The sequence below is a fragment of the Micrococcus sp. HOU01 genome (genome assembly GCF_035609305.1).
Lineage (GTDB): Bacteria > Actinomycetota > Actinomycetes > Actinomycetales > Micrococcaceae > Micrococcus > Micrococcus luteus.
On sequence record NZ_CP141211.1, the window covers coordinates 1,523,988 to 1,546,979 of the forward strand.

15 protein-coding genes and 2 pseudogenes are annotated in these 22,992 nt (G+C 73.0%); 5 read left to right on the forward strand and 12 right to left on the reverse strand.

Features of this window, described 5'->3' with window-relative positions:
- Position 1 precedes the first annotated feature (1 nt).
- On the reverse strand, positions 2-925 hold the full coding sequence (locus tag SOY78_RS06960) for a methyltransferase domain-containing protein (protein WP_324701345.1): 924 nt from the start codon (positions 923-925) through the stop codon (positions 2-4).
- Between the two features lie 42 nt (positions 926-967).
- Here SOY78_RS06960 and SOY78_RS06965 point away from each other — a divergent pair.
- Both SOY78_RS06965 and SOY78_RS06970 read left to right on the forward strand, forming a co-directional pair.
- A pseudogene (locus SOY78_RS06965) lies at positions 968-3,602 on the forward strand (DEAD/DEAH box helicase).
- Between the two features lie 32 nt (positions 3,603-3,634).
- A complete protein-coding gene (locus SOY78_RS06970; protein WP_267713904.1) occupies positions 3,635-5,098 on the forward strand; it encodes an alpha/beta fold hydrolase in 1,464 nt (487 codons plus the stop codon).
- A 53-nt stretch (positions 5,099-5,151) separates the two neighbouring features.
- Here the strand turns inward: SOY78_RS06970 and SOY78_RS06975 are convergent, their stop codons facing one another.
- From SOY78_RS06975 to coaE (SOY78_RS07005), 7 genes and pseudogenes are all read right to left on the reverse strand, one after another.
- Positions 5,152-6,411 carry a TerC family protein gene (locus SOY78_RS06975; RefSeq protein ID WP_041102710.1) on the reverse strand — a complete coding sequence of 420 codons (1,260 nt, stop codon included), beginning with the start codon at positions 6,409-6,411 and terminating at the stop codon, positions 5,152-5,154.
- A 16-nt stretch (positions 6,412-6,427) separates the two neighbouring features.
- A pseudogene (locus SOY78_RS06980) lies at positions 6,428-7,282 on the reverse strand (TerC/Alx family metal homeostasis membrane protein); the annotation flags it as partial.
- A 49-nt stretch (positions 7,283-7,331) separates the two neighbouring features.
- Entirely contained in the window at positions 7,332-8,096 is a 765-nt protein-coding gene (locus SOY78_RS06985) for a hypothetical protein (protein ID WP_061867947.1), read from the reverse strand.
- Positions 8,093-8,731 (reverse strand): SatD family protein, encoded by a 639-nt coding sequence (locus SOY78_RS06990; RefSeq protein WP_044658956.1) that lies wholly within the window; start codon positions 8,729-8,731, stop codon positions 8,093-8,095. Before SOY78_RS06990 ends, SOY78_RS06985 begins: the two co-directional genes overlap by 4 nt.
- Positions 8,732-8,807: 76 nt before the next feature.
- Complete coding sequence (uvrB, locus tag SOY78_RS06995; RefSeq protein ID WP_182488684.1) at positions 8,808-10,937, reverse strand: excinuclease ABC subunit UvrB; 2,130 nt, start codon at positions 10,935-10,937, stop codon at positions 8,808-8,810.
- Positions 10,938-10,974: 37 nt separating this feature from the next.
- Positions 10,975-11,622 (reverse strand): dephospho-CoA kinase, encoded by a 648-nt coding sequence (coaE, locus tag SOY78_RS07000; RefSeq protein WP_036315330.1) that lies wholly within the window; start codon positions 11,620-11,622, stop codon positions 10,975-10,977.
- On the reverse strand, positions 11,619-13,988 hold the full coding sequence (coaE, locus tag SOY78_RS07005) for a dephospho-CoA kinase (protein ID WP_069941454.1): 2,370 nt from the start codon (positions 13,986-13,988) through the stop codon (positions 11,619-11,621). The genes coaE (SOY78_RS07000) and coaE (SOY78_RS07005) overlap by 4 nt, the downstream gene beginning before the upstream one ends.
- A 154-nt stretch (positions 13,989-14,142) precedes the next feature.
- Between coaE (SOY78_RS07005) and SOY78_RS07010 the strand changes: the two genes are divergently transcribed.
- Together SOY78_RS07010 and SOY78_RS07015 are read left to right on the forward strand one after the other, a co-directional pair.
- Positions 14,143-14,844 (forward strand): IMPACT family protein, encoded by a 702-nt coding sequence (locus SOY78_RS07010; RefSeq protein WP_036315334.1) that lies wholly within the window; start codon positions 14,143-14,145, stop codon positions 14,842-14,844.
- The gene (locus SOY78_RS07015; protein WP_324701346.1) at positions 14,837-16,054 is read left to right on the forward strand and encodes a class I SAM-dependent methyltransferase; all 1,218 of its coding nucleotides are present in this window, start codon (positions 14,837-14,839) and stop codon (positions 16,052-16,054) included. The genes SOY78_RS07010 and SOY78_RS07015 overlap by 8 nt, the downstream gene beginning before the upstream one ends.
- 135 nt (positions 16,055-16,189) lie before the next feature.
- On the opposite strand, the gene rpsA is transcribed toward SOY78_RS07015, so the two are convergent.
- The 3 genes from rpsA to polA all read right to left on the reverse strand — a co-directional run bounded on the left by rpsA (position 16,190) and on the right by polA (position 21,960).
- Positions 16,190-17,647 (reverse strand): 30S ribosomal protein S1, encoded by a 1,458-nt coding sequence (rpsA, locus tag SOY78_RS07020; RefSeq protein ID WP_036315338.1) that lies wholly within the window; start codon positions 17,645-17,647, stop codon positions 16,190-16,192.
- Between the two features lie 142 nt (positions 17,648-17,789).
- A complete protein-coding gene (locus SOY78_RS07025) occupies positions 17,790-19,163 on the reverse strand; it encodes a GNAT family N-acetyltransferase (protein ID WP_324701347.1) in 1,374 nt (457 codons plus the stop codon).
- Entirely contained in the window at positions 19,147-21,960 is a 2,814-nt protein-coding gene (polA, locus tag SOY78_RS07030) for a DNA polymerase I (RefSeq protein WP_324701348.1), read from the reverse strand. Before polA ends, SOY78_RS07025 begins: the two co-directional genes overlap by 17 nt.
- A 67-nt stretch (positions 21,961-22,027) precedes the next feature.
- Between polA and SOY78_RS07035 the strand changes: the two genes are divergently transcribed.
- Positions 22,028-22,549: a PaaI family thioesterase gene (locus SOY78_RS07035; RefSeq protein ID WP_036315345.1), complete on the forward strand. Its 522-nt coding sequence runs from the start codon at positions 22,028-22,030 to the stop codon at positions 22,547-22,549.
- 60 nt (positions 22,550-22,609) lie between these two features.
- Here the strand turns inward: SOY78_RS07035 and mnhG are convergent, their stop codons facing one another.
- Positions 22,610-22,987, reverse strand: a complete 378-nt coding sequence (mnhG, locus tag SOY78_RS07040) for a monovalent cation/H(+) antiporter subunit G (protein WP_135039517.1) — start codon at positions 22,985-22,987, stop codon at positions 22,610-22,612.
- Between the last annotated feature and the right edge of the window lie 5 nt (positions 22,988-22,992).

The following is a 22,992-nucleotide window of genomic DNA, read 5'->3' on the forward strand; positions in this document are numbered from 1 at the left end:
GTCAGGCCGGCTTCTGCCCCGCCATGAACAGGCGCCGGGCCGGGAAGATCGTGACCGGGCCGCCGTCGTCGGCCGTGATGCCGGGCACCGGCGGGTACGCCTCGCGCATGGCGGCGCGGTACCGGTCCACGAACGCCTCGAGCAGCCCGGCGCCCTCGGCGGCGCCCTCCTCGGCGTCCCAGCGGGCCAGGGCCTGCAGGCTCGGTCGCAAGGCCGCGCCGGAGGTCCACCGGAACACCGGGTCCTCGCCCGTCAGCACCTGCTGGTACTCCGTCTCCCAGACGACCGGGGACCACCCCGCCTCGAGGAACAGCCGCGTGTACTCCTCGGGCGGCGCCACGGTGCGGGTCGTCGCCACCCCGTGCAGCGGCTCGGAGAAGGCCGGGTCCTCCGCCAGCGCCACGATCGCCGCGTGGGAGGGCTGCTCGTAGGGCCGCGGGATCTGCGCCGCGAACCACGCCCTCGGCGTGAGGTCCCCGAGCCAGCGCCGGATCAGGCGACGGTGCGTCGGGATCCACTGGAGCATCGCGTTGGACACCACGACGTCCGTCGCCCCCGACGGGCGCCACTGCGAGGCGTCGACCGCCTCGAAGCGCAGGTTGGCGGGGGCACCCGTGCGGGCCGCCTGCTCCCGGGCCCGCTCCAGCATGGCGGGCGAGTTGTCCAGACCGATCACCTCGGCGTCCGGCCAGCGCTCGGCCAGCGTCCGGGTCAGGGTCCCCGGGCCGCAGCCCAGGTCCACCACGACGCGCGGGGCCTCGGCGCGCACGCGCCCCACCAGGTTGTGGAAGGGGCGGGCGCGGTGTTCGGCGAAGCCCTCGTACTGCGCGGGATCCCAGGTGAACCCCCCGCCCTGTCGGCCGGTCACGTCCCCCACGACGGCGTCGGTGTCCGGGTGCGGGCTCTCGGGCGCGATCTGACTCATGGCGGCACCGTATCGCGCGGAGCGGCCGATACCCTGGGGGCGATGACTTCTGCCGCCACGAACCCGCCCTCGCTGACCGACCGCATCGACGCCCTCCCGCCCACCCCGGACGCCGACGACGTCTTCGGGGCCTTCGCGGCCTGGACCGAGGACCGCGGGATCTCGCTCTACCCCGCCCAGGAGGAGGCCGCCCTCGAGCTGGTCCAGGGCCTGGCACGTGATCCTGGCGACGCCCACCGGCTCCGGCAAGTCCCTGGTGGCGCTGGCCGCGCACGCCGACGCGCTCGCCCACGATGCCGTCTCCTATTACACGGCGCCGATCAAGGCGCTCGTCTCGGAGAAGTTCTTCGCGCTGGTGGACGTGTTCGGCGCGGAGAACGTCGGCATGGTCACGGGCGACTCCACCGTCAACGGTGACGCGCCCATCATCTGCTGCACCGCCGAGATCCTCGCCAACCGCGCGCTGCGCGAGGGCTCGGGCATGGAGATCGGCACCGTGGTGATGGACGAGTTCCACTACTACGCGGACCCCTCCCGCGGCTGGGCCTGGCAGGTCCCCCTCCTCGAGCTGCCGCAGGCCCGGTTCCTGCTGATGTCGGCCACCCTCGGCGACACCGCCCGCCTCGAGGCGGACCTGACCGAGCGCACCGGACGCGAAGTCGCCGTCGTCGCCCACGCGGAGCGCCCCATCCCGCTGACGTTCGAGTGGTCCGAGGTGCCGCTGCAGGAGAAGGTCGAGGAGCTCGTGAGCACCCACCAGGCACCGGTGTACATCGTGCACTTCTCGCAGCTGGACGCCGTGGAGACGGCCCAGGGTCTGTCCTCGATCTCGGTGACGTCCAGGGAGGAGAAGGAGGCGATCGCCGCGCGGATCGCCGGCTTCCGCTTCTCCGCGGGCTTCGGGCACACCCTGAACCGCCTCGTCCGGGCGGGCATCGGCGTGCACCACGCGGGCATGCTGCCCAAGTACCGCCGCCTCGTGGAGAAGCTGGCCCAGGACGGGCTGCTCAAGGTCATCTGCGGCACGGACACGCTCGGCGTCGGGATCAACGTGCCGATCCGCACCGTGCTGCTCACCGCGCTGTCCAAGTTCGACGGGGAGAAGACCCGCCTGCTCCAGGCCCGCGAGTTCCACCAGATCGCCGGCCGGGCGGGCCGGGCCGGCTTCGACACCTCCGGCACCGTGGTGGTCCAGGCCCCCGAGCACGTGATCGAGAACAAGGCGGCCGAGCGCAAGGCCGCGGCGAAGTTCGCGAACGTCAAGGACGAGGCCGAGCGGGCCAAGCGCATGAAGCAGTCCGTGAAGTCCGGCAAGCGCAAGACCCCGCCGGCCGGCTTCGTCTCGTGGGGGCCGGCGACGTTCGAGCGCCTCGTCTCCGCCGAGCCGGAGCCGCTGGTCTCCCGCATGCGGATCACGCACTCGATGCTGCTGAACATCCTCGACCGGCCCGGCGACCCGGTCATCGCGGTCCGGCGCCTGCTGCGCGGCACCCACGAGACCCCGGCCCGCCAGGCGGTGCTCATGCGCCGCGCGCTCGGGATCTTCCGGGAGCTGCTGGCCACGGGCGTCGTCGAGCGTCTGCCCGAGCCGGACGCCGAGGGCCGCACCGTGGACCTCACGGTGGACCTGCAGCCGGACTTCGCGCTCAACCAGCCGCTCTCCCCCTTCGCCCTCGCCGCGCTCGACCTGCTGGACCCGGCCGATCCCGACCACGCGCTCGACGTCGTCTCCGTGATCGAGGCGACCCTCGACCCGCCGCGCCAGGTGCTCTCGGCCCAGGTCAAGCACGCCAAGAGCGAGGCCGTGGCCGCCATGAAGGCCGAGGGCATGGACTACAACGACCGCATGCGGGCCCTCGACGAGATCACCCACCCGCGGCCGCTGGCCGAGCTCCTCGAGCAGCAGTTCGAGCTCTACCGGCAGGACGCCCCGTGGCTCGCGGAGTTCGAGCTGACCCCCAAGTCCGTGGTGCGCGACATGTTCGAGCGGGCCATGGGCTTCGGCGACTACGTGCGGTTCTACGGGATCGCCCGGTCCGAGGGCGTGCTGCTGCGCTACCTCACGGACGCGGTCAAGGCGCTGCGCCACACGGTGCCCGAGGCGGCCCGCACCGAGGATCTCCAGGTGCTGCTGGACTGGCTGGACGAGATGGTGAAGCAGACCGACTCGTCCCTCCTGGAGGAGTGGGAGGACCTGGTGGCCGGGGACATCGACGAGCTGCGCCGGGACATGGAGGCGCTCGAGCCGCCGGCCCCGCCTCGCCTGACGGACAACGAGCCCGTGTTCCGGGTGATGGTCCGCAACGCGATGTTCCAGCGGGTGCGCCTGTTCGGCGACGAGCGGGACGAGGCGCTCGCGCGCCTGTCCGGTGACCTGTCCGCCGACGACTGGGCCGACGCGCTCGACGCCTACTTCGACGACCACGACGACATCGACGACGGCCCCGCCGCGCGTGGCCCCGAGCTGTTCCGCGTGGCCGCGGCCCCCGACGTCGCCGCCCCGCTGGAGCTGGCCGGCCCGCGCTGGTGGGCGGTGCGGCAGGTCCTGAAGGACCCGGACGGGGACCTGGACCACGGGATCAACGCCGTGGTCGACCTGGACGCCTCCGACGAGGCCGGCCACCCCGTGATCCGGGTGGTCTCCGTGGGCGCGCCCGAGTCCGGGTGGGGCCTGTGAGCGCCGGGGACGCCCGGGCGGCAGGACGGCCCGTGGCGGGTGACCCGCGCGGCTTCTCTCCCCTCGAGCCGGCCCGCCACCGCGTGGGCGAGCGCACCGAGCTCTACGACGGCACCGTCACGGTGGACCACTGGTTCACGGTGCCGATCGACCACGCGCTGGGCCTCGCCGAGGCCGAGGCGCAGGACGCGGCGGGCACCGGCGTCGGGCCGCACGGGCGCGGCACGCTGACCGTCTTCGCCCGCGAGATCCGGGCGAAGGACGACCCCGAGGGCGAGCGCCCCTGGGCCCTGTACCTTCAGGGTGGCCCCGGCAGTGCCGGGCCCCGCCCGGCGCGCCTGGGCGGCTGGCTCGGCGCGCTGGCCGAGAGCCACCGCGTGCTGCTGCTGGACCAGCGCGGCACGGGGCGCTCGACCCCGGCCACCGTGGCGACCCTGACCGCCCCGGGCGCCTTCGCCACGGACGAGGCGCGCGCCGAGCACCTGGTGCACCTGCGGGCGCCCTCGATCGTGCGGGACGCCGAGATGCTGCGCCTCGCCCTCGGCGCCGGGCCGTGGACCACGCTGGGCCAGAGCTTCGGCGGGTTCTGCACGCTGAGCTACCTCTCCTTCCACCCGGAGGGCCTGCAGCGCAGCCTGGTGACCGGTGGCCTTGCCCCGCTCACCGGCCACGCCGACCGGGTCTACCGGGCCACCTACGCCCGGATGCGCGCCCGCGCCGAGGAGTTCTTCGACCGGCACCCGGCCGACCGCGACGCGTGGGCGGAGGCCGTGGGGCTGATCCGTGCCGCCGAGGCCGCGGGCGCCCCGATCCCCCTGCCCGGCGGCGGACCGCTCACCGTGGGACGGGCCCAGGCCCTGGGCATGCTGCTGGGCGGCAACACCCGCGTGGACCGCCTGCACTGGGTCCTCGCCGAGGCCGTGGACCGCACCGGACCCGCACCGCGCCTGTCCGAGACGTTCCTGGCCGCCGTCGCCGACCAGGACGACCGCCTCGTCAACCCGCTCTACACCGTGCTGCACGAGGCGATCTACGCGCAGCCGGCGGACCTGGCCGGCGGCCGGGCGGACACCGGCTGGTCGGCGTCCCGGATGCTCGCCGAGCACCCGGACTTCGACCCGGAGGCGACCGCGGTCCCGCTGCCCACGGGCGAGCACGTCATGCCCTGGTCCGTCGAGGTCGACCCCCGGCTGCGGCCCCTGGCCGGCACGGCGCGGCTGCTCGCCGAGCGCACGCAGTGGGGCCCGCTCTACGACGTGGCTGCCCTGGCGCAGAACACCGTCCCCGTGGCCGCCGCGGTCTACGCCGACGACGTGTACGTGGACCGGGACCTCTCGCTCGAGACGGCGCGGCGCGTCCGCGGCCTGCAGGTGTGGGAGACCGACGCCTTCCACCACGACGGCATCGCCGACGACGGGCCGGCGATCCTCGACCGGCTCCTGGCGATGACCGCGGCGGACCCGGAGACGACGACGGCCCCCGACCCGGCCGGCTGACCGGCCCGGGGGCCCGGGCGCCGGCGGAGCACTCCCCCGGTGCCGTGATCGGCTCAGACGGTGGGCCCGTCCTGTCGCACGATCTGCTCGGAGACCCCGCGCGCGTCGTCGTCACGGGGATCGGCGAGCCGGGTCTCGTGGGCCGTGCGGATGATGGCCGACCACGCGTCCTTGTGCTCGAGCAACTGGTCGCGCCAGCGCTGGTCCAGGGCCTCGGCCCGGGCCGTCCAGCGGTCCATCAGGGCGGCGGCGCGCTCGCGCTCGGCCGGGTCGGCGTCCTCGGCCAGCTTCGAGTACCGATACGAGTACTTCTCGGCGTTCTGCAGCGCCCGCAGGGCCTGGCCCTTCGGCGAGGCCAGGGAGATCGCCACGGTGATCGCCAGGATCACGACGACGACCACGAGGGACAGCGTCGTGGGGATCTCGACGACGGGCACGTTCTCGCCGCCGTTGATGAACGGCAGGTTGTTCTCGTGCAGGGCGTGCAGGATCAGCTTCACGCCGATGAACGCCAGCAGCGCGGAGAGCCCGTAGGCCAGGTAGACGAGGCGGTCGAGCAGGCCGTCGATCAGGAAGTACAGCTGGCGCAGGCCCATGAGCGAGAACGCCGTGGCGGTGAAGACGATGTACGCCTCCTGGGTCACGCCGAAGATCGCGGGGATGGAGTCGAAGGCGAAGAGGATGTCCGTGGCGCCGATCGCGATCATCACGAGGAGCATCGGCGTCATGAGGCGCTTGCCGTCCACCGTCGTGAAGAGGCGGTCGCCGTCGAACTGCTCGGAGGCGGGCAGGAACCGCTTGACGAGGCGGACCATCACGTTGTCCGCCTCGTCCTGGGCGCCCTCGGCGTCGCCGGACATCTCGCCCTTGAGCTGGCCGCCGGCGATGATCAGCAGGAACAGGCCGAAGAGGTAGAACACGTCCGACCACGCGGCGATGACGGCGGCGCCCAGCAGGATGAACAAGGTGCGCGAGATCAGCGCGAACGTGATGCCGAACAGCAGCACCTTCTGCTGGTAGTCGCGGGGCACGCGGAAGCTGGCCATGATGACCAGGAAGACGAACAGGTTGTCGACGCTGAGCGCCTTCTCCAGCAGGTAGCCGGTGTAGTACTCGACCGCGTGCTGGGTGTCGCCGAAGGCGAAGAACACGAGGCCGAAGATGAGCGCGAGGCCGACGTAGACGCCGGACCAGATCGCGGCCTCCCGGATCGTCGGCGTGTGCGCCTTGCGGACATGGGCGAAGTAGTCGAATGCGAGGAGGCCGACGATCAGCGCGATCGTCAGGCCCCAGGTCAGGCCGTTGATTTCCACGGGTCACCTCTCGGCGTCAGGGGTCGGGACGGTGCCGCAAGTCTCTCCGCCCGCCGCGACCGCGGCCCGGGCCCCTGTGTCCGGCCGACGGCGCGCTCTCGGCGGCCGCGGCGTGCTGACGTCCACAGTGTTCGGGATACTCCCCTACGTCGCCGGTCAGTCTACCCGGTCGCACGACGACGCCCCGACCCGCGGCGGGCGGAGCGGGGCGTCGTCGGGCCCGCTGGCGCAGGCCCATGAGGGCGAAGATATTGGCGGTCAGGACGATGAACCAGTTCTGGGTGAGGCCGAAGATCGCCGGGATGGAGTCCACCGCGAACATCACGTCCGTCAGGCCGATCGTGATGAACACGACCACCATGGGGGTGAACATGCGCCGGCCGTCCACGGTGGTGCGCAGTCGGTTGCCGTCGTAGTCCGGCGCCACGTTGAGGCGGCGGGTCAGGCGGGCCACGACGCCCGGCTCGGACTCCTCGTCCCCGCCGTCGTCCGTGAGCTGCTGCCAGGCGGTCCAGAGCAGGAAGGCGCCGAAGATGTAGAACTCCCACGTCAGGTGCTCGATGGCGACGGCGCCGACCGCGATGAACACCGCGCGGGCGATCAGCGCGATGATGATGCCCACCATCAGCACCTCCTGCTGGTAGCGGCGGGGCACCTGGAACTTGGCCATGATGATGAGGAACACGAACAGGTTGTCCACGCTGAGGCTGTACTCGGTGACCCAGCCGGCGAGGAACTCGGTGCCGTGCTGCGCATCGCCCAGGGCGAAGAGCAGCCCCGCGAAGAGCAGCCCCGCGAAGACCAGCGCCAGCGCCACGTAGAACCCGATCCACAGGCCGGCCTCCTTCATGGAGGGCTCGTGGGGGCCGCGCCAGTCTAGACGGGTGCGGTCCCGCGCGCGGATGCGGGTGGGCCCGGTCTCAGGCTGCGCCGGGGGCGGTCAAGCCGAGGGCGAGCCAGACGACGACGGCGCCGGCGGCGGCCAGGCCCCAGCTGGCGAGGGAGCCGATGAGGAACTCCTCCGCGCGCGAGCCGGCTCCGCGGTCCGCCGAGATCTCCGGGAAGCGCACGATGCCCTTGGCCGCCATCAGGGCCGCGATCACCGGATAGGCCTGCGCGAGCCCCAGGACGACCATGAGCAGTCGCTCCATGGGCCCGATGTAGCGACCGCCGCGCAGGCCGTCGGCCGCGGGGTCCGTGGGCGCGGCGGACGGCACGGTCGTGGGCTCCGCCGCGGGGTCCTCCGCCTCCTCGTCGCCCCCGTCGGCGGACCGGCCCGCCAGGGCGAGGACCGCGCGGGTGACCCGGTTGCCGGTCTCGGTCAGCGCCACCGCCACCGCCGGCAGCGTGAGGGCCGGTGGCGCGGAGCGCAGGCCCGCGGGCGCCAGGGTCGACTCGAGCACGGCCACCAGGCCGACCGTGGCCACCACCGCGACCACCCCGAGCGGCCGGTCCGGGTGCAGCCACGTCCAGCCCATCAGTAGGCCGAGGGACACCAGGCCGCCGCCCACCGCGACGGCCACGCCGGTCGGCGCCAGCACGGCCACCAGCACCGCGGCGAGGACGGCGGCCACGGCCGCGCCGGCCCGGGCGAGCCACCGCCGCCGGGGGGCGGGCCAGGCGCCGGGCAGGACGGCGTCGAGCAGGTCGTGCAGCCCCAGGGCGAGCAGTGCGAGGGCGGTCACGGCGCGACCTCCGTCGCCGCGGCGGCGAGCTCGGCGTCCAGCTCGAGCAGCCGGCCGATCCCGGACCGCGCGACGGTCTGCGACACCGCGGACTGCGTGATCCGCTCCGCCCGTGCGGCCTCCGCCTGGGTCGCCCCGCCCAGCAGGGCTGCGGCGATCCGGCGTTCGCGGGCCTTGAGCCGGCCGAGGACGTGGTCGCGCAGCAGGGCGAGCCCGTCCACGGCGGCGGTGAGGGACGGGTCCGCGGCACGGAAGGCGGTCGCGGCGCCGGCGGCCCGCTCGTGCGCGTGCTCGACGGCCTCGCGGGCCCGATACCAGGCCGTGCCGTCCTCGATGCCGTCTCCGCCGGCGTCCAGGGCCCGCCGCTGCCCCAGGCCGATCCCGAAGCGCAGGTCGAGGCCCGGGGGCAGGGCGAGCGTGACGCGGACGGTCAGCCGGAGCGCGTCCGGCCAGGTGCGGTGCAGCGCCTGGAACTCGTCGCCGACGCTGGCCCAGGCGGGGCGCAGCGGCGGGACGTCCTGTTCCGCGGCCGCGAAGGCGGCCAGGATCTGCTCCTGCGCGCGCTCCCGGTCCGGGAGGGCGCGGGAGCCGACGATGTCCGCGATCACGGCCGCGACCGGGGGTGCTGCGCTCATGGCGTCACACTATCACTGATATGACGACATTCATCAGTGTTTTCATAACACCCTGGGTCGGCATCATGCCGGGTGGTCACTGCTCCCGCTTCATCTGCCGCAGCTCCTTCTTCAGCTCGCCCACCTCGTCGCGCAGGCGGGCGGCGAGCTCGAACTGCAGGTCCGCCGCCGCCTGGTGCATCTGCTTCGACATCTGCTCGATCAGATCGGCCAGGTCCTTCGCGGGCAGCGACGCCGGGTCCACCGCCGGGGCCTCGGTGCCCTCCCCTGTGGTCGCGTCCCGGTCCAGCGAGCTGAGGCCGCGGTGGCCCATGCCGAAGTCGAACCCGGACTTCACGCCGCCCATGCCCTTGAGGAAGTCGGCGGTGTCCGCGTCCTCCCGGGCCAGCTGATCCGTGATGTCCGCGATGCGCTTGCGCAGCGGCTGGGGGTCGATCCCGTGCTCCTCGTTGTAGGCGATCTGCACGGCCCGGCGCCGCTCGGTCTCCTCGATCGCCCGGCGCATGGAGTCGGTGACGTTGTCCGCGTACATGTGGACCTCGCCGGACACGTTGCGGGCGGCGCGGCCGATGGTCTGGATGAGGGAGGTGGTGGAGCGCAGGAAGCCCTCCTTGTCCGCGTCCAGGATCGCCACGAGCGAGACCTCGGGCAGGTCCAGGCCCTCGCGCAGCAGGTTGATGCCCACCAGCACGTCGAAGGTGCCCTTGCGCAGCTCCCGCAGCAGCTCCACGCGGCGCAGCGTGTCCACATCCGAGTGGAGGTACTCGACCTTCACCCCCGCCTCGAGCAGATAGTCCGTGAGGTCCTCGGCCATGCGCTTGGTCAGCGTGGTCACCAGGACGCGCTCGTCCTTGGCCGTGCGCACGCGGATCTGCTCGAGCAGGTCGTCGATCTGGCCCTCGGTCGGCTTGACCACCACCTGCGGGTCCACGAGGCCGGTGGGCCGGATGATCTGCTCGACGTAGCCGTCCGCCTGGCCGAGCTCGTAGGCGCCCGGCGTCGCGGAGAGGTACACGGTCTGCCCGATCCGCTCGAGGAACTCGTCCCACTTCAGCGGGCGGTTGTCCATGGCCGAGGGCAGGCGGAAGCCGTGTTCCACGAGGGTGCGCTTGCGGGACATGTCCCCCTCGTACATCGCGCCGATCTGCGGGATGGTCACATGGGACTCGTCCACCACGAGCAGGAAGTCGTCCGGGAAGTAGTCCAGCAGGCAGTGCGGGGCGGAGCCGGCGGGACGGCCGTCGATGTGGCGCGAGTAGTTCTCGATGCCGTTGCAGTAGCCCATCTGCTGCATCATCTCGAGGTCGTACGTGGTGCGCATGCGCAGCCGCTGCGCCTCGAGCAGCCTGTCCTGGGACTCCAGCTCCTGCAGCCGCTCCCGCAGCTCGTCCTCGATGCTGGTGATCGCCCGGCCCATGCGCTCGTCGCCGGCCACGTAGTGCGAAGCCGGGAAGATGTACATCTCCTCCTCCTCGCGCACCACCTGGCCGGTGAGCGGGTGCAGGGTCTGGATGGACTCGATCTCGTCCCCGAAGAACTCGATGCGCACCGCGAGCTCCTCGTACATGGGGATGATCTCCACGGTGTCCCCCCGCACCCGGAAGGTGCCGCGGTGGAAGTCGACGTCGTTGCGCACGTACTGCATCTGCACGAACCGCCGCAGGAGCGCGTCCCGGTCCATCTCCGCACCGCGGCGCAGGGTGACCATCTGGTCGATGTACTCCTCGGGCGTGCCGAGGCCGTAGATGCAGGAGACCGTGGCCACCACGATCACGTCCCGCCGGGTCAGCAGCGCGTTCGTGGCCGAGTGGCGCAGCCGCTCGACCTCCTCGTTGATGGAGGAGTCCTTCTCGATGAAGGTGTCCGTCTGGGGGACGTACGCCTCGGGCTGGTAATAGTCGTAGTAGGAGACGAAGTACTCGACCGCGTTGTGGGGCAGCAGCTCGCGGAACTCGTTGGCCAGCTGCGCGGCGAGCGTCTTGTTCTGCACCATCACCAGCGTGGGCCGCTGGAGGCGCTCGACGAGCCACGCCGTCGTCGCCGACTTGCCCGTGCCGGTGGCGCCCATCAGGACGACGTCCTTCTCCCCCGCCTCCACGCGCTCGGCGAGCTCGGCGATGGCCTTCGGCTGGTCACCGGAGGGCTGGTACGGGGAGATGACCTCGAACGGGGCGACGACGCGGTTGATCTTCTGGGCCAGGCTCATGGCAGAACCCTACGTCGCGCCCCGGACACCCCGGCGGTCAGTCCGCCGAGGGCTCAGCCGCGCCGGGGGCGAGGAACCGGTCCCACACCTGGTTCGCCACGGACGCGAGCCGCTCGAGGTCGGCGTCGTTGACGATGACCACGTCCGCGACGGCGCGCCGCTGCTCGTCCGTGGCCTGGGCCGCGATCCGCGCCTCGGCGTCCGCGCGGCTCATGCCGCGGTCCTCCACCATCCGGCGCAGGCGCTCCTCGAGCGGGGCCTCCACCACGATCACGAGGTCGAACGCGTCCGCCTGCCCGGTCTCCACCAGCAGCGGCACGTCCTGGACCACGACGGCGTCCGGCCCGGCCTCGGCGACGATGCGCCGGGCCGCAGCCCGGATCCGGGGGTGCACGATGCGGTTCAGGCGCTGTCGGGCGCCCTCGTCCCCGAAGACGATGCGGGCCATCTCGACGCGGTCGAGCTCACCGTCCGCGGTGATGACGCGGTCCCCGAACTCGTCCTGGACGGCGGCCAGCCCGTCGGTGCCCTTCTCGAGGACCAGCCGGGCGAGGGCGTCCGAGTCCACCAGGAGCGCGCCACGCTCCTGCAGGACACGGGCCACCGCGGACTTGCCGGCGGCGATCCCGCCGGTCAGGCCCACATGGACGCGCGGCCGTTCGGCCACCGGGTCGGTCTCGGTCATACGCGCTCTCCTCGGGCGGCCTCGAGCTGAGGCTGGATCTTGGCCTCCCAGTATGCCCGGACGGCCTCCTGCAGGTCCTCGAGCGAGCCGTCGTTCTCGATCACGGTGTCCGCGATCTCGGCCCGCTCCTCGTCCGCCGCCTCCTCGTCGATGAAGGCCCAGGCCCGCTCGCGGGTCATGTCGTGGGACTCCATGAGCCGGGCGACGCGCACCTCGGCGGGAGCGGAGACGGCCAGCACCTGGTCGAAGTCCTGTCCGGAGCCGGTCTCGGCCAGCAGGGCCAGGTCGACCACCAGCACGGAGTCCTCGCCGATCTCGCGGGCCCGGCGGTTCGCCTCGTCGCGCACCGCCGGGGAGACGATCTCGTACATGCGCGTCCGGGCGGTCGAGCTCTCGGTGGTGAGCCGGTTGAGGGTGCGCGCGTCCAGGGTGCCGTCCGCGCGGACGATGTCCTCGCCGAAGACCGAGCGGAGCTCCTCGAGCACGGGGCTGCCGGGCACGAGGATCTCCCCCATCAGGTCATCGAACTCCACGACGACGGCCCCCAGCCGCTCGAGCTCCGCGCCGACCTCGGTGCGGCCCGAGGCGATGCCGCCGGTCAGGCCGACGGTGACGAGGGCCTTGGCCGCGTCGATGCGCTGCTGGTGCCACGTCTTCGGGGTGTGCGTGTCGTTCTCCGGCTCGGTGCCGACCTCGAACTCGGGGCGGATCACGAAGTCCGAGACGTCCACGCCGTCCTCGGTGGCGCGGCGGCGGTACTCCTCGACCGGCAGCACCTGCTTCCACTGGCGGGTCCGCATGGGCCGCGCGGCACCCGCGTCCTCGCGCAGGGCCTGCAGCAGCAGTGCGGCCTGCGTGACGGTGATGAGCAGGATGGGCAGGCCGATCACGATGATGACCTCCTGCAGCGCCGCCAGGCCGTTCTCGCCCGCGGTGAGGATGATGGCCGCGCAGACCGCGCCGATGGACACGGCCCAGAACACGGACTGGCGGCGGGGCGCGGCATCCTCGTGGCCATTGGCCATCGCGTCCATCACGAGCGCGCCCGAGTCGATCGAGGTGATGAAGAACAGCGTGATGACCACGAGCGCCACGACCGCGGCCACCGTGTAGAGCGGCGTGCCCTGCAGGTGCTGGAACAGGGCGGCCTGGACGTTGCCGTCGGTGACGATCGTCTGCGTGAGGTCACCGCCCTGGCCCGGCGCCGGCGCGGTGGCGCGGTCCGACTGGAACGCGGAGTAGCCGTAGATGCCCATCCAGATGATGACGAACGCCGTGGGCAGGCCGAGGCCGGCCATGATGAAGGAGCGGATGGTGCGGCCGCGTGAGATGCGGGCGAAGAACATCCCCACGAAGGGCGCCCACGTCACGGTCCAGGCCCAGTAGAAAACGGTCCAGTCACCGGACCACTGGCCCGAGTTGTACGTGTCGTTGTAGGTGGAGAGCACGGGCAGCATGGAGGCGTACTCGCCGATCGCCTGCACGGTGCCGCGGATGACGTCCATGCTGGAGACGGCCCACATCAGGACGTACACGAGCAGGGCGATCGCCAGCAGGATGTTGGCGTAGGACAGCCGCTTGACGCCCTTGTCCATGCCGACCAGCACGGAGGCCGTGCCCACGGCGGTGACGACGGCCAGGATGAGCGCCTGGACCCAGCCGGCCACGGGGGTGCCCAGCACGTAGTTCATGCCCGCGTTGATCTGCAGGGCGCCCAGGCCCACGGACACGCCGAGGCCGAACACGGTGGAGACCACGGCGATGATGTCGATCGTCTTGCCGATGGGGCCGTGGATGCGATCGCCGAGGAGGGGCTGGAAGGCGGAGGACACGCGCGGGGGCAGCTTGCGCTTGTACGTGAAGTAGCCGAAGCACAGGCCCGGGACGAGCAGGATCGCCCACATGTGGATGCCGAAGTGGAAGTTCGCGATCGCCATGGCCTCCGAGGCCGCGCGGTCGGAGAACGGCTCCGTCCCCGCCATGGGCGGGTTGGCGTAGTGGTTCATCGGCTCCGCGATGCCCCAGAACATCAGCACCGCGCCGACGCCGGCGGCGAACATCATGCCGAACCAGGTCAGGCCGGAGTACTCCGGCACCGCGTCGTCGTCGCCGAGCTTGACCCGGCCGTACCGGGTCACGGCGAGGATGAACAGGAACGCCACCAGCAGGGTCAGGCTGAGGGTGTAGATCCAGCCGACGTCGTAGCGCAGCCAGCTCGAGACCACGCCGAAGGCCGCCTGGACCGGGCCAGGGAACAGGCCCATCGCGGCGGTGAAGAGCACGACCGCGGCGGCCGAGCCGAAGAAGATCGCCGGACTCGTGCGGAGCCCCAACGTGTCGTGCAGGCGAGTGAGCGGGGAAGTCATGAGTCTCCCGGGACAGGGTCATGGGAGGCCCGCGGCGGCACGCGTGCTCGCTCACCGGTGGGCCGGTGCCGGGTGGCACGGTCTTCCACTGTACCGAAGCTCACGTCGGGGCTCGACGGCGTGCCCGTCCTCGGCCAGCCCCTAGGGTGGGGTCATGCCCGATCCCGCCCCCGCCCCGACCGCGCGCTGCACGGTCCTGCCGGCGTCCGCCCGCGACCCCGACGGCTGGCTGGAACGGGAGGTGGAGATCCGCCGCAGCCGCTTCCTCACCTACCTCGGGCGCGTCGAGGACGAGGCGCAGGCGCGCGAGATGGTCGCCGTCCTGCGGCGCCGGCACCACGACGCGCGGCACGTGTGCAGCGCGTTCGTCCTCGGCCCCGCCCGGGACCGGATGCGCTCCAGCGACGACGGCGAGCCCGCCGGCACGGCCGGCGTCCCCATGCTCGAGGCCGTCCTCCAGCGCGAGACCGCGCCGGGCCGGACCGACCTGACGGACGTGTGCGCCGTCGTCGTGCGCTGGTTCGGGGGGATCAAGCTGGGCGCCGGGGGCCTGGTGCGCGCCTACTCGGACTCGGTGTCCGGGGCACTCGACGCCGCCCCGCTGCGCACCCGCTCCCGGCTGGCCCTGCTCGCGGTGGAGGCGCCCCACACCGACGCCGGCCGGTGGGAGAACGAGCTGCGCGCGGCGGGCGTGTCCGTGCTGGAGGCGAGCTACGGCGCCGCGGGGGTCCGCCTGACGGTCGGCGTGCCGGACACCGAGGAGGCCCGCGCGGCGTTCGCGGCGCGGCTCGCGGACGTCACGGCCGGCGCGGGGCATGCGGAGCGGATCGGAGAGGACTGGGTGGACCATGAGTGAACCGCTGCCCCGGGGGGTCACCCCCGATGTCGCCCGTGGCGGGCTGCCGGACGACCTCACCGCGGGCGTGGACTTCGCGGCGCTGGATCGGTGGCCGCTGCCGACCGAGCCCGACCGCCAGGCCCACGACGCGGCGGACCTGCTCCTGCTCGACACCCTGGCCGGGTGGATCGCGAGCGGGCACGTCCCCGGCCCGGTGGCCGTCCTGGAGGACCGGCACGGCGCGCTGACCCTGCCCCTGCTCACGGCCGGCCACGACGTGCGGATCCACCAGGACGACGCCTCCGCCGAGCGCTCGCTGGACGCGAACCTCGCCGCGTGGCGCGCCGCCGGTCGCCTCGGCGGGGAGACGGGCGAGCTCGAGCGAACGGCCACGCCTGAGGAGGCGGCCCGGGGCGCCCGGACGGTCCTGCTGCCGCTGCCCCGCTCGCTCGACGAGCTCGACCGGCTGTCCCGGATCGTCGCAGCCGTGGCCGACCCCGGCGTGGTCCTGCTGGCCGGCGGCCGCGACAAGCACATGAGTCCGCGCATGAACGCGGTGCTCGGCGCGGCGTTCGAGGACGTCGTCGCCGGACGGGGACGCCGCAAGGCGCGCGTGCTCACGGCCCGGGGCCCGCGTCCCGGCGTGACCCCCCGGCCGCCGGAGGAGGCCGACCGCGACGTCCCCGGCGTGGGGCGCCTGCACCTGGTGGCCCACGCCGGCACCTTCGGCGGAGCCGCCGCCGACCCGGGCTCCCGTCTGCTGCTCACCTCGCTCGCCGACAACCCGCGCCCGCCGGGGCGCCTCGTGGACCTGGGGTGCGGCAACGGGCTGCTCTCGGTCGGGGCGGCGCGGCTGTGGCCGCACGTCACCGTGCTGGCCACCGACCAGTCCGCCGTGGCGGTCGCCTCGACGCTCGCCACGGCCCGCGCGAACCGCGTGGCGGACCGCGTCCGGGCCGTGCGCGACGACGCCCTGACCACGTGGCCGGACGGGACGGAGGAGTGCGTGCTCCTGAATCCCCCGTTCCACGACGGCAACGCCGTGGACCCCTCCGTGGCCCACCGGCTGGTGGCGGCCGCGGCGCGGGTGCTGGAGCCGGGCGGCCGGCTGTGGTGCGTCTGGAACTCGCACCTGCGGTACCGGCCGGTGCTGGAGGACCTCGTCGGGCCGACCCGGCAGACGGCGCGCGACCGCACGTTCACCGTGACGGTCTCCGAGCGCCGCTGAGCGCGGCCGTCGGGTCCCGTCCGCTCCCCCACGGCCAGCCCCCCGGGACGCGACGACGCCCCGCCCCTCCGGAGGGAGGGACGGGGCGTCGGGTGCTCGGCGCGGGCCGTCAGGGACGGTCACGCACCGCGGCGATCAGTTGCCGGTGAGCTTCTCGCGCAGGGCGGCGAGGGCCTCGTCGGAGGCCAGGGTGCCTCCGTCCGAGGACGGGGCCTCGGAGGAGTAGGACGAGCCGCCCAGGCCCGCACCGGCGTCGGCGCCGGCGGTGGCCTCCTCCTGGAGGGAGCGGCGCACCTGCTCCTTGTGGGCCTCCCAGCGGGCCTGAGCGTCGGCGTACTGCTGCTCCCAGGCGGCGCGCTCGGTCTCGAAGCCCTCCATCCACTCGTTGGTCTCGACGTCGAAGCCCTCGGGGTACTTGTAGTTGCCCTCCTCGTCGTACTCCGCGGCCATGCCGTAGAGCGCCGGGTCGAACTCGGTGCCCTCGGGGTCCACGCCCTCGTTGGCCTGCTTGAGGGACAGGGAGATGCGGCGACGCTCGAGGTCGATGTCGATGACCTTGACGAACAGCTCGTCGTTGACCGACACGACCTGCTCGGCGGTGTCGATGTGGCGCGAGGCCAGCTCCGAGATGTGCACGAGGCCCTCGATGCCGTCCTCCACGCGGACGAACGCACCGAACGGCACGAGCTTGGTGACCTTGCCCGGCACGACCTGGCCGAGGGCGTGGGTGCGGGCGAAGAGCTGCCACGGGTCCTCCTGGGTCGCCTTCAGCGACAGGGAGACACGCTCGCGGTCCATGTCCACCTCGAGGACCTCGACGGTGACCTCCTGGCCCACCTCGACGACCTCGGACGGGTGGTCGATGTGCTTCCAGGACAGCTCGGAGACGTGCACGAGGCCGTCCACGCCGCCCAGGTCCACGAAGGCGCCGAAGTTGACGATGGAGGACACGGTGCCGTTGCGGACCTGGCCCTTCTCCAGCTTGTGGAGGAAGTTGGAGCGGACCTCGGACTGGGTCTGCTCGAGCCAGGCGCGGCGGGACAGGACCACGTTGTTGCGGTTCTTGTCCAGCTCGATGATCTTCGCCTCGAGCTTCTGGCCGATGTAGGGGGCCAGGTCGCGCACGCGGCGCATCTCCACGAGGGAGGCCGGGAGGAAGCCGCGCAGGCCGATGTCGAGGATGAGGCCGCCCTTGACCACCTCGATGACGGTGCCCTCGACGACGCCGTCCTCCTCCTTGATCTTCTCGATGTCGCCCCAGGCGCGCTCGTACTGGGCGCGCTTCTTCGAGAGGATCAGGCGACCCTCCTTGTCCTCCTTGGTGAGGACCAGGGCCTCGACGGTGTCGCCCACGGCCACGACCTCGTCCGGGTCCACGTCGTGCTTGATGGACAGCTCGCGGGACGGGATGACGCCCTCGGTCTTGTAGCCGATGTCGAGCAGGACCTCGTCGCGGTCCACCTTGACGACGGTGCCCTCGACGAGGTCGCCATCGTTGAAGTACTTGATGGTCGCGTCGATGGCGGCGAGCAGGTCCTCGGCAGAGCCGATGTCGTTGATGGCGACCTGCGGGGCGTTGGAAGTGGTGGTCATGTAGGAGGGACTCCGTTGGGATCGGGGGTCACGTCGGGATCGATGCCGCCGGTGGGCGGCATCCGGGCACCAGAGGGGCCCCACCCGGCGTGGGTCGTGATGGACATGTATCAAACGCGCACGAATGTGCTCGTCCAGCGTATCAGAAGCCGACGAGGGTGTGCAGGGGTCGGCTGGGTCGCACAAGCCCGTCGAACGCCTCCGCCGCGCCGGCCCGCAGCTCCGCCACGACACCGGCCTCCGCCAGCACCGCGGCGCCGGCCCCGCGGGAGTGCCCGCCGAGCCAGAGCGCGGAGAACCGGGCCGCGTCGAGCCGGAGTCCCGCGCCCAGGCCCACGGCGTCGGCCGCGGGGCCCAACCGCTCGGCGGCGCCGCGCCCCTGGCGGACGGTGAGCCGCCACGTCCCGTCGATCGCGCCGAGCGCGTCCTCGACGGCGACGACAACCTCCCCGTCGCCCGCCCAGCCACGGGCCGCCATGGCGGCGGGCAGGTTCAGGACCCGCAGGTACAGGTCGTCGGAGCCGCGGTGCCGACTCACCCGCCGCTCGTCGACGAAGAGCGCCTCGAGCCAACCGGGCTCGGGCGCGCGGCCCCACTCGATCCGCTCGACCAGGTCCAGTCGGGCCAGGTGGTGGACGAGCCCGCGCCGCGCGTCGGCGGTCGCCGCGAGGAACGCGGTGACGGTGATCGTGGGCGGCTCCTTCTCCCAGCCCTCGAACCGATACAGCGCGACGCCCTGGACCCGCCCGTCGTCGTCGCGGTGGACCGCCGCGTACAGCCCCGAGCCGCGCCCCTCGTTCCGACTCGCCTCGCGGTCCTCCCAGCGATGCACGCTGAACGAGGTCCGCTGGACCGAGCCCGGGGTGGCCGGCAGCACCCGCCCGTACAGCTCGTCCACGAGGCCGGGGATCTCGCGCGGCTCCTCGACCGTGACCCGCCCGCCGGCCGGGGCGCCCGTGAACGCGGGGGCGCCCGAGACGTCGATCCGCACGGCGTGCCACCGGGTGGCGGCCCCGAAGCCGAAGCGGCCGTAGATGGCGGCCTCGGTCGCGGTCAGGGCGGCCGCGCACAGGCCGGCGTCGCGGGCGTCCGCGAGGGACCTGAGCATCATGGCCCGCAGCACGCCGCGCCGGCGGGCGTCCGGCGAGACGGTCACGTCGGTGATCAGCCACGCGTCGACGGTGCGGCCGGGCCACGTGGTCAGCGGCTGCACGAAGTCCTCGAAGGTGGCGGCGGGGCGGCGGGCCGCCGGGTCGTCCCCCGGCGCGTAGACGCCGAGCCGGCGCTGTCCGTCGGCCGCGTGGGCCTCGAGCTGCTGGCGGAGCGCGGCGCCCGTGGGCACCGTCTCGTAGAAGCCCCGTTCGACCGCGGCCACGAAGTGCGATGCGGCGGGGTCCTCGGGCCCGAGGACCCCGAGGTCGCGCAGCGCGAGGCCGTGCTCGCCGAGCCGGGCCTCGGCGGCGTCGGCCAGCCGCCGCAGCGACGGACCCTCCGGCGCGTCAGTGCGCGGCGTCATGCCAGCTCCTTCCCCGGCCCACGTGCACGTCGAGCGGCACGGAGAGCTCGGCGGCCCGGCCCATCCGCTCCTTCAGGAGCGCCGTGGCCTTCTCGAGCTCGGCGGCCGGGACCTCGAGGATGAGCTCGTCGTGGACCTGCAGCAGCAGGCGCGAGGCCAGCCCGTGCTCCTCGAGGCCGGCCTGCACGTCGAGCATCGCGCGCTTGATGATGTCCGCGGCCGAGCCCTGGATGGGGGCGTTCAGCGCGGCGCGCTCGGCCATGTCCCGCAGCTGACGGTTGTCCGAGCTGAGGTCCGGCAGGTAGCGACGGCGCCCCTCGATCGTCGAGGTGTACCCGTCCTGCCGGGCCTGTGCGACGACGTCGCGCAGGTAGTCGCGCACGCCGCCGAAGCGGTCGAAGTAGCCCTTCATGAGGCCGCGCGCCTCGTCCACCGAGATCTTCAGCTGCTTGGACAGCCCGAAGGAGGACAGCCCGTAGGCCAGGCCGTAGCTCATCGCCTTCACCTTGGCGCGCTGCTCGGCGGTGACGTCGTCCGGGTCCACCCCGAACACCTGCGAGCCGACGAACGAGTGCAGGTCCTCGCCCTCGCGGAAGGCCTGGATCAGCCCCTCGTCCTCGGACAGGTGCGCCATGATGCGCATCTCGATCTGGGAGTAGTCGGCCGAGAGCAGCACGGCCTGCTCCCCGGCCACCTCGTCCGCCACGAACACCTCACGGATGCGGCGGCCCGCCTCGGTGCGCACCGGGATGTTCTGGAGGTTCGGGTGCAGCGAGGACAGTCGGCCCGTGGCGGCGGCGGTCTGCGAGTAGGTGGTGTGGATGCGGTTGTCCGGGGCGACGGTCTCGAGCAGCCCCTCCACGGTCTGCCGGAGCTTCGTGGCGTCACGGTGGGCCATGAGGTTCTCGAGGAACGGGTGCCGGGTCTGCTCGAGCAGGTCCTGCAGCGAGTCCACGTCCGTGGAGTAGCCGGTCTTCGTCTTGCGCGTGCGCGGCATGTTGAGCCGCTCGAACAGCACCTCCTGCAGCTGCTTGGGCGAGCCGAGGTTGACCTGCATCCCGCCGGTCTCCTCCGCGACGGACGCCCACGCGGACTCCTTGGCGGCGTCGGCGGCGGCGGTGAAGTCCTCGCGCAGGCCGGTCAGGGCGTCGACGTCGACGGCGATGCCGGTCAGCTCCATCCGGGCGAGCAGCCGCGAGAGCGGGATCTCGAGCTCCTGCAGCAGCCGCTGGGCCCCGCGGTCGAGCACCTGGGGCGTGAACTGGGTGGAGAGACGGCGCACCACCCAGGCGGCCCGCACGGCGTCCGCGGCGCGGTCCGCGCGTTCGGCGGCGGCCTGCCCGCCGTCGAGGTCGAACGTCCCCTGCGCCCGCTGCTGCGCGGGCTCGCGCGGGGCGGTGAGGGGGGTGTGCAGATGCGCCTCCGCCAGCGCCTCGAGCGAGGTGTCCCGCCGGTCCGGCTGGATCAGGTAGGCCGAGAGCAGCACGTCGTCCACCACGCCGTCCAGGGCCGCGTCCGGGCCGAGCCCGTCGCCCTCGGTAGGCGCGGCCAGCGCCTTGAGCGTGCGCTTGAGGTCGTGCACGGCCTTGGCCAGCCCGCCCTCGCCCAGGGCCTCGCGCACGGCGGCCACCAGCGCCGGGTCCGGGGCGTCGCCGTCGAGGGTGACGTGCAGGCCCGCGTGCTCGCCCACCAGCGCGACGCCGACGGGCGTGCCGAACGTGCCGGGCACGGGCACCTTGCGGCGGGGCAGCAGGGCCGGGCCCTCGACGTCCACATGGACGCCGAGCAGGTTGCCGGCCTCTGCGGCCAGGAACGCACGCACGTCCTCGGCCGTCGTCGCCTCGGCGAACTCCGGGGCGGCCTCGACCTCGGGGGGCGGCGCGTCCTCGCCCACCCGCTCGCCGAACACCTCGAACACGCGCTCCCGGATGCGGTTGAACTGCAGCGCGTCGAACAGCTCCTCCACGGGCTCGCGCTCGGGCATCTCGAGCCGCATCGCCTCGAGCCCGATCGGCAGGTCGAGGTCGCGCACGAGGGCGTTGAGGCGGCGGTTGCGGCGCACGTCCTCGAGATGCTCGCGCAGCGCCTCCCCCTTCTTGCCCGTGATCTCGTGCGCGTGTGCGAGCACGCCGTCGAGGTCCCCGTACTGCTTCAGCCATTTCGCGGCGAACCCGGGACCGACGCCGGGCACGCCGGGCAGGTTGTCCGCGGCCTCGCCGACGAGGGCCGCGAGTTCGGGGTACTGGGCGGGGGCGACCCCGTACTTGGCCATGACGGCGTCCGCGTCCATCGGCGGGATGTCGGAGACGCCCTTCTTGGGGTAGAGCACGGTGGTGCGCTCGGAGATGAGCTGGAACGCGTCCCGGTCACCGGAGACGACGACGGCCTCCCACCCCGCCTCCTCGGCGCGCGCGGACAGAGTGGCCACGATGTCGTCGGCCTCGTAGCCCTCCAGCGTGAGCGTGGGGATGCCCAGGGCCTCCATGACCTTCACGGTCAGCTCGATCTGGCCCGCGAACTCCGCGGGCGTCTCGGAGCGGCCGGCCTTGTACTCACCGTACTCCTCGGAGCGGAACGTGGGCCCGGAGAGGTCGAACGCCACGGCCACGTGCGTGGGCCGCTGCTGCCGGATCATGGTCAGGAGCATGGCGGTGAAGCCGTACACGGCGTTCGTGTGCTGGCCCGTGTCCGTGGCGAAGTTCTCGGCGGGCAGCGCGTAGAACGCGCGGAACGCCATCGAGTGCCCGTCCAGGACCAGCAGCCGCTGCGGGGCCTCTGGGGTCGGATCTGCCGCCATGGGTGCTCACGTCTCCTCTCGGCGCGCGGCGCGGGGCGCGCCGGTCGCGTGTGCCAGCCTAGTGCTCATGAGTGAGCACACCGAGACCACCCCCGCCGCCTCCGAGCGCGTGTACCGCCCCGGCGTCACCCCCGAGCTGAGCCCCGCCGAGCTGGAGGCGGCCTGCGCCGAGGCCGGTCTGACGCCCGAGCTCGTCGCCGCCCTCGGCGGCGCGGCGATCAGCCCCCTGGCCCAGAAGATGGGTCTGCGCTTCCTCGAGCTCACGGCCGAGCGCGCCGTCGCCACCCTGCCCGTGGCGGGCAACGAGCAGCCCGTCGGGCTGCTGCACGGCGGCGCCCACCTCGTGCTCGCCGAGTCCCTGGGCTCGATGGCCGCGAAGATCCACGCCGGGCCGGACCGCAACGTCGTCGGGGTCGAGATCAGCGCCACGCACCACCGGGCCGTCCGCTCGGGCCTCGTGACCGGCACCGCGACCGCCGTCCACCTGGGCGGCACCCTCGTCACCCATGAGGTGGTGATGACGGACGAGCAGGGCCGGCGGCTCTCGACCGCCCGCATCACTAACCTGGTCCTGGCGCCGCGCCCCTGAGGCGGCACGGCCCGCCCCGGGAGACGGGACGGGCCGGTCCGACGCCGCGTGCGAGCGGTCTCAGACCTCGTCCGGCGCGCGGGGAGCGGGCTCGCCGTGCTCGCGCCCCGGGGTATCCTCGGCGAGCTCGTCGTAGTGCCCCGGATTCATGGGCACCCCAGTGAGGTAGGCCGAGCGGCCCAGGGCCATGGTGGCCACCGAGGCCGAGCCCAGCTGCAGCACCACGATCAGCACGACCTTGACCACGTTGGCCACCGAGGGCATGTGGAGCAGGGCCCCGACCACGAGCAGGATCATGCCGACGCCGCCGGCCGTGCCGGTGGCGGAGATCCGCGTGTAGGGGTCCGGGAAGCGCACGAGGCCCAGGGCGGCGCCGAGGAAGACGAGCGCGCCCAGCACGATCATGAGCGAGCCGATGACGTTCATCGCGGTGTCCATGGGAT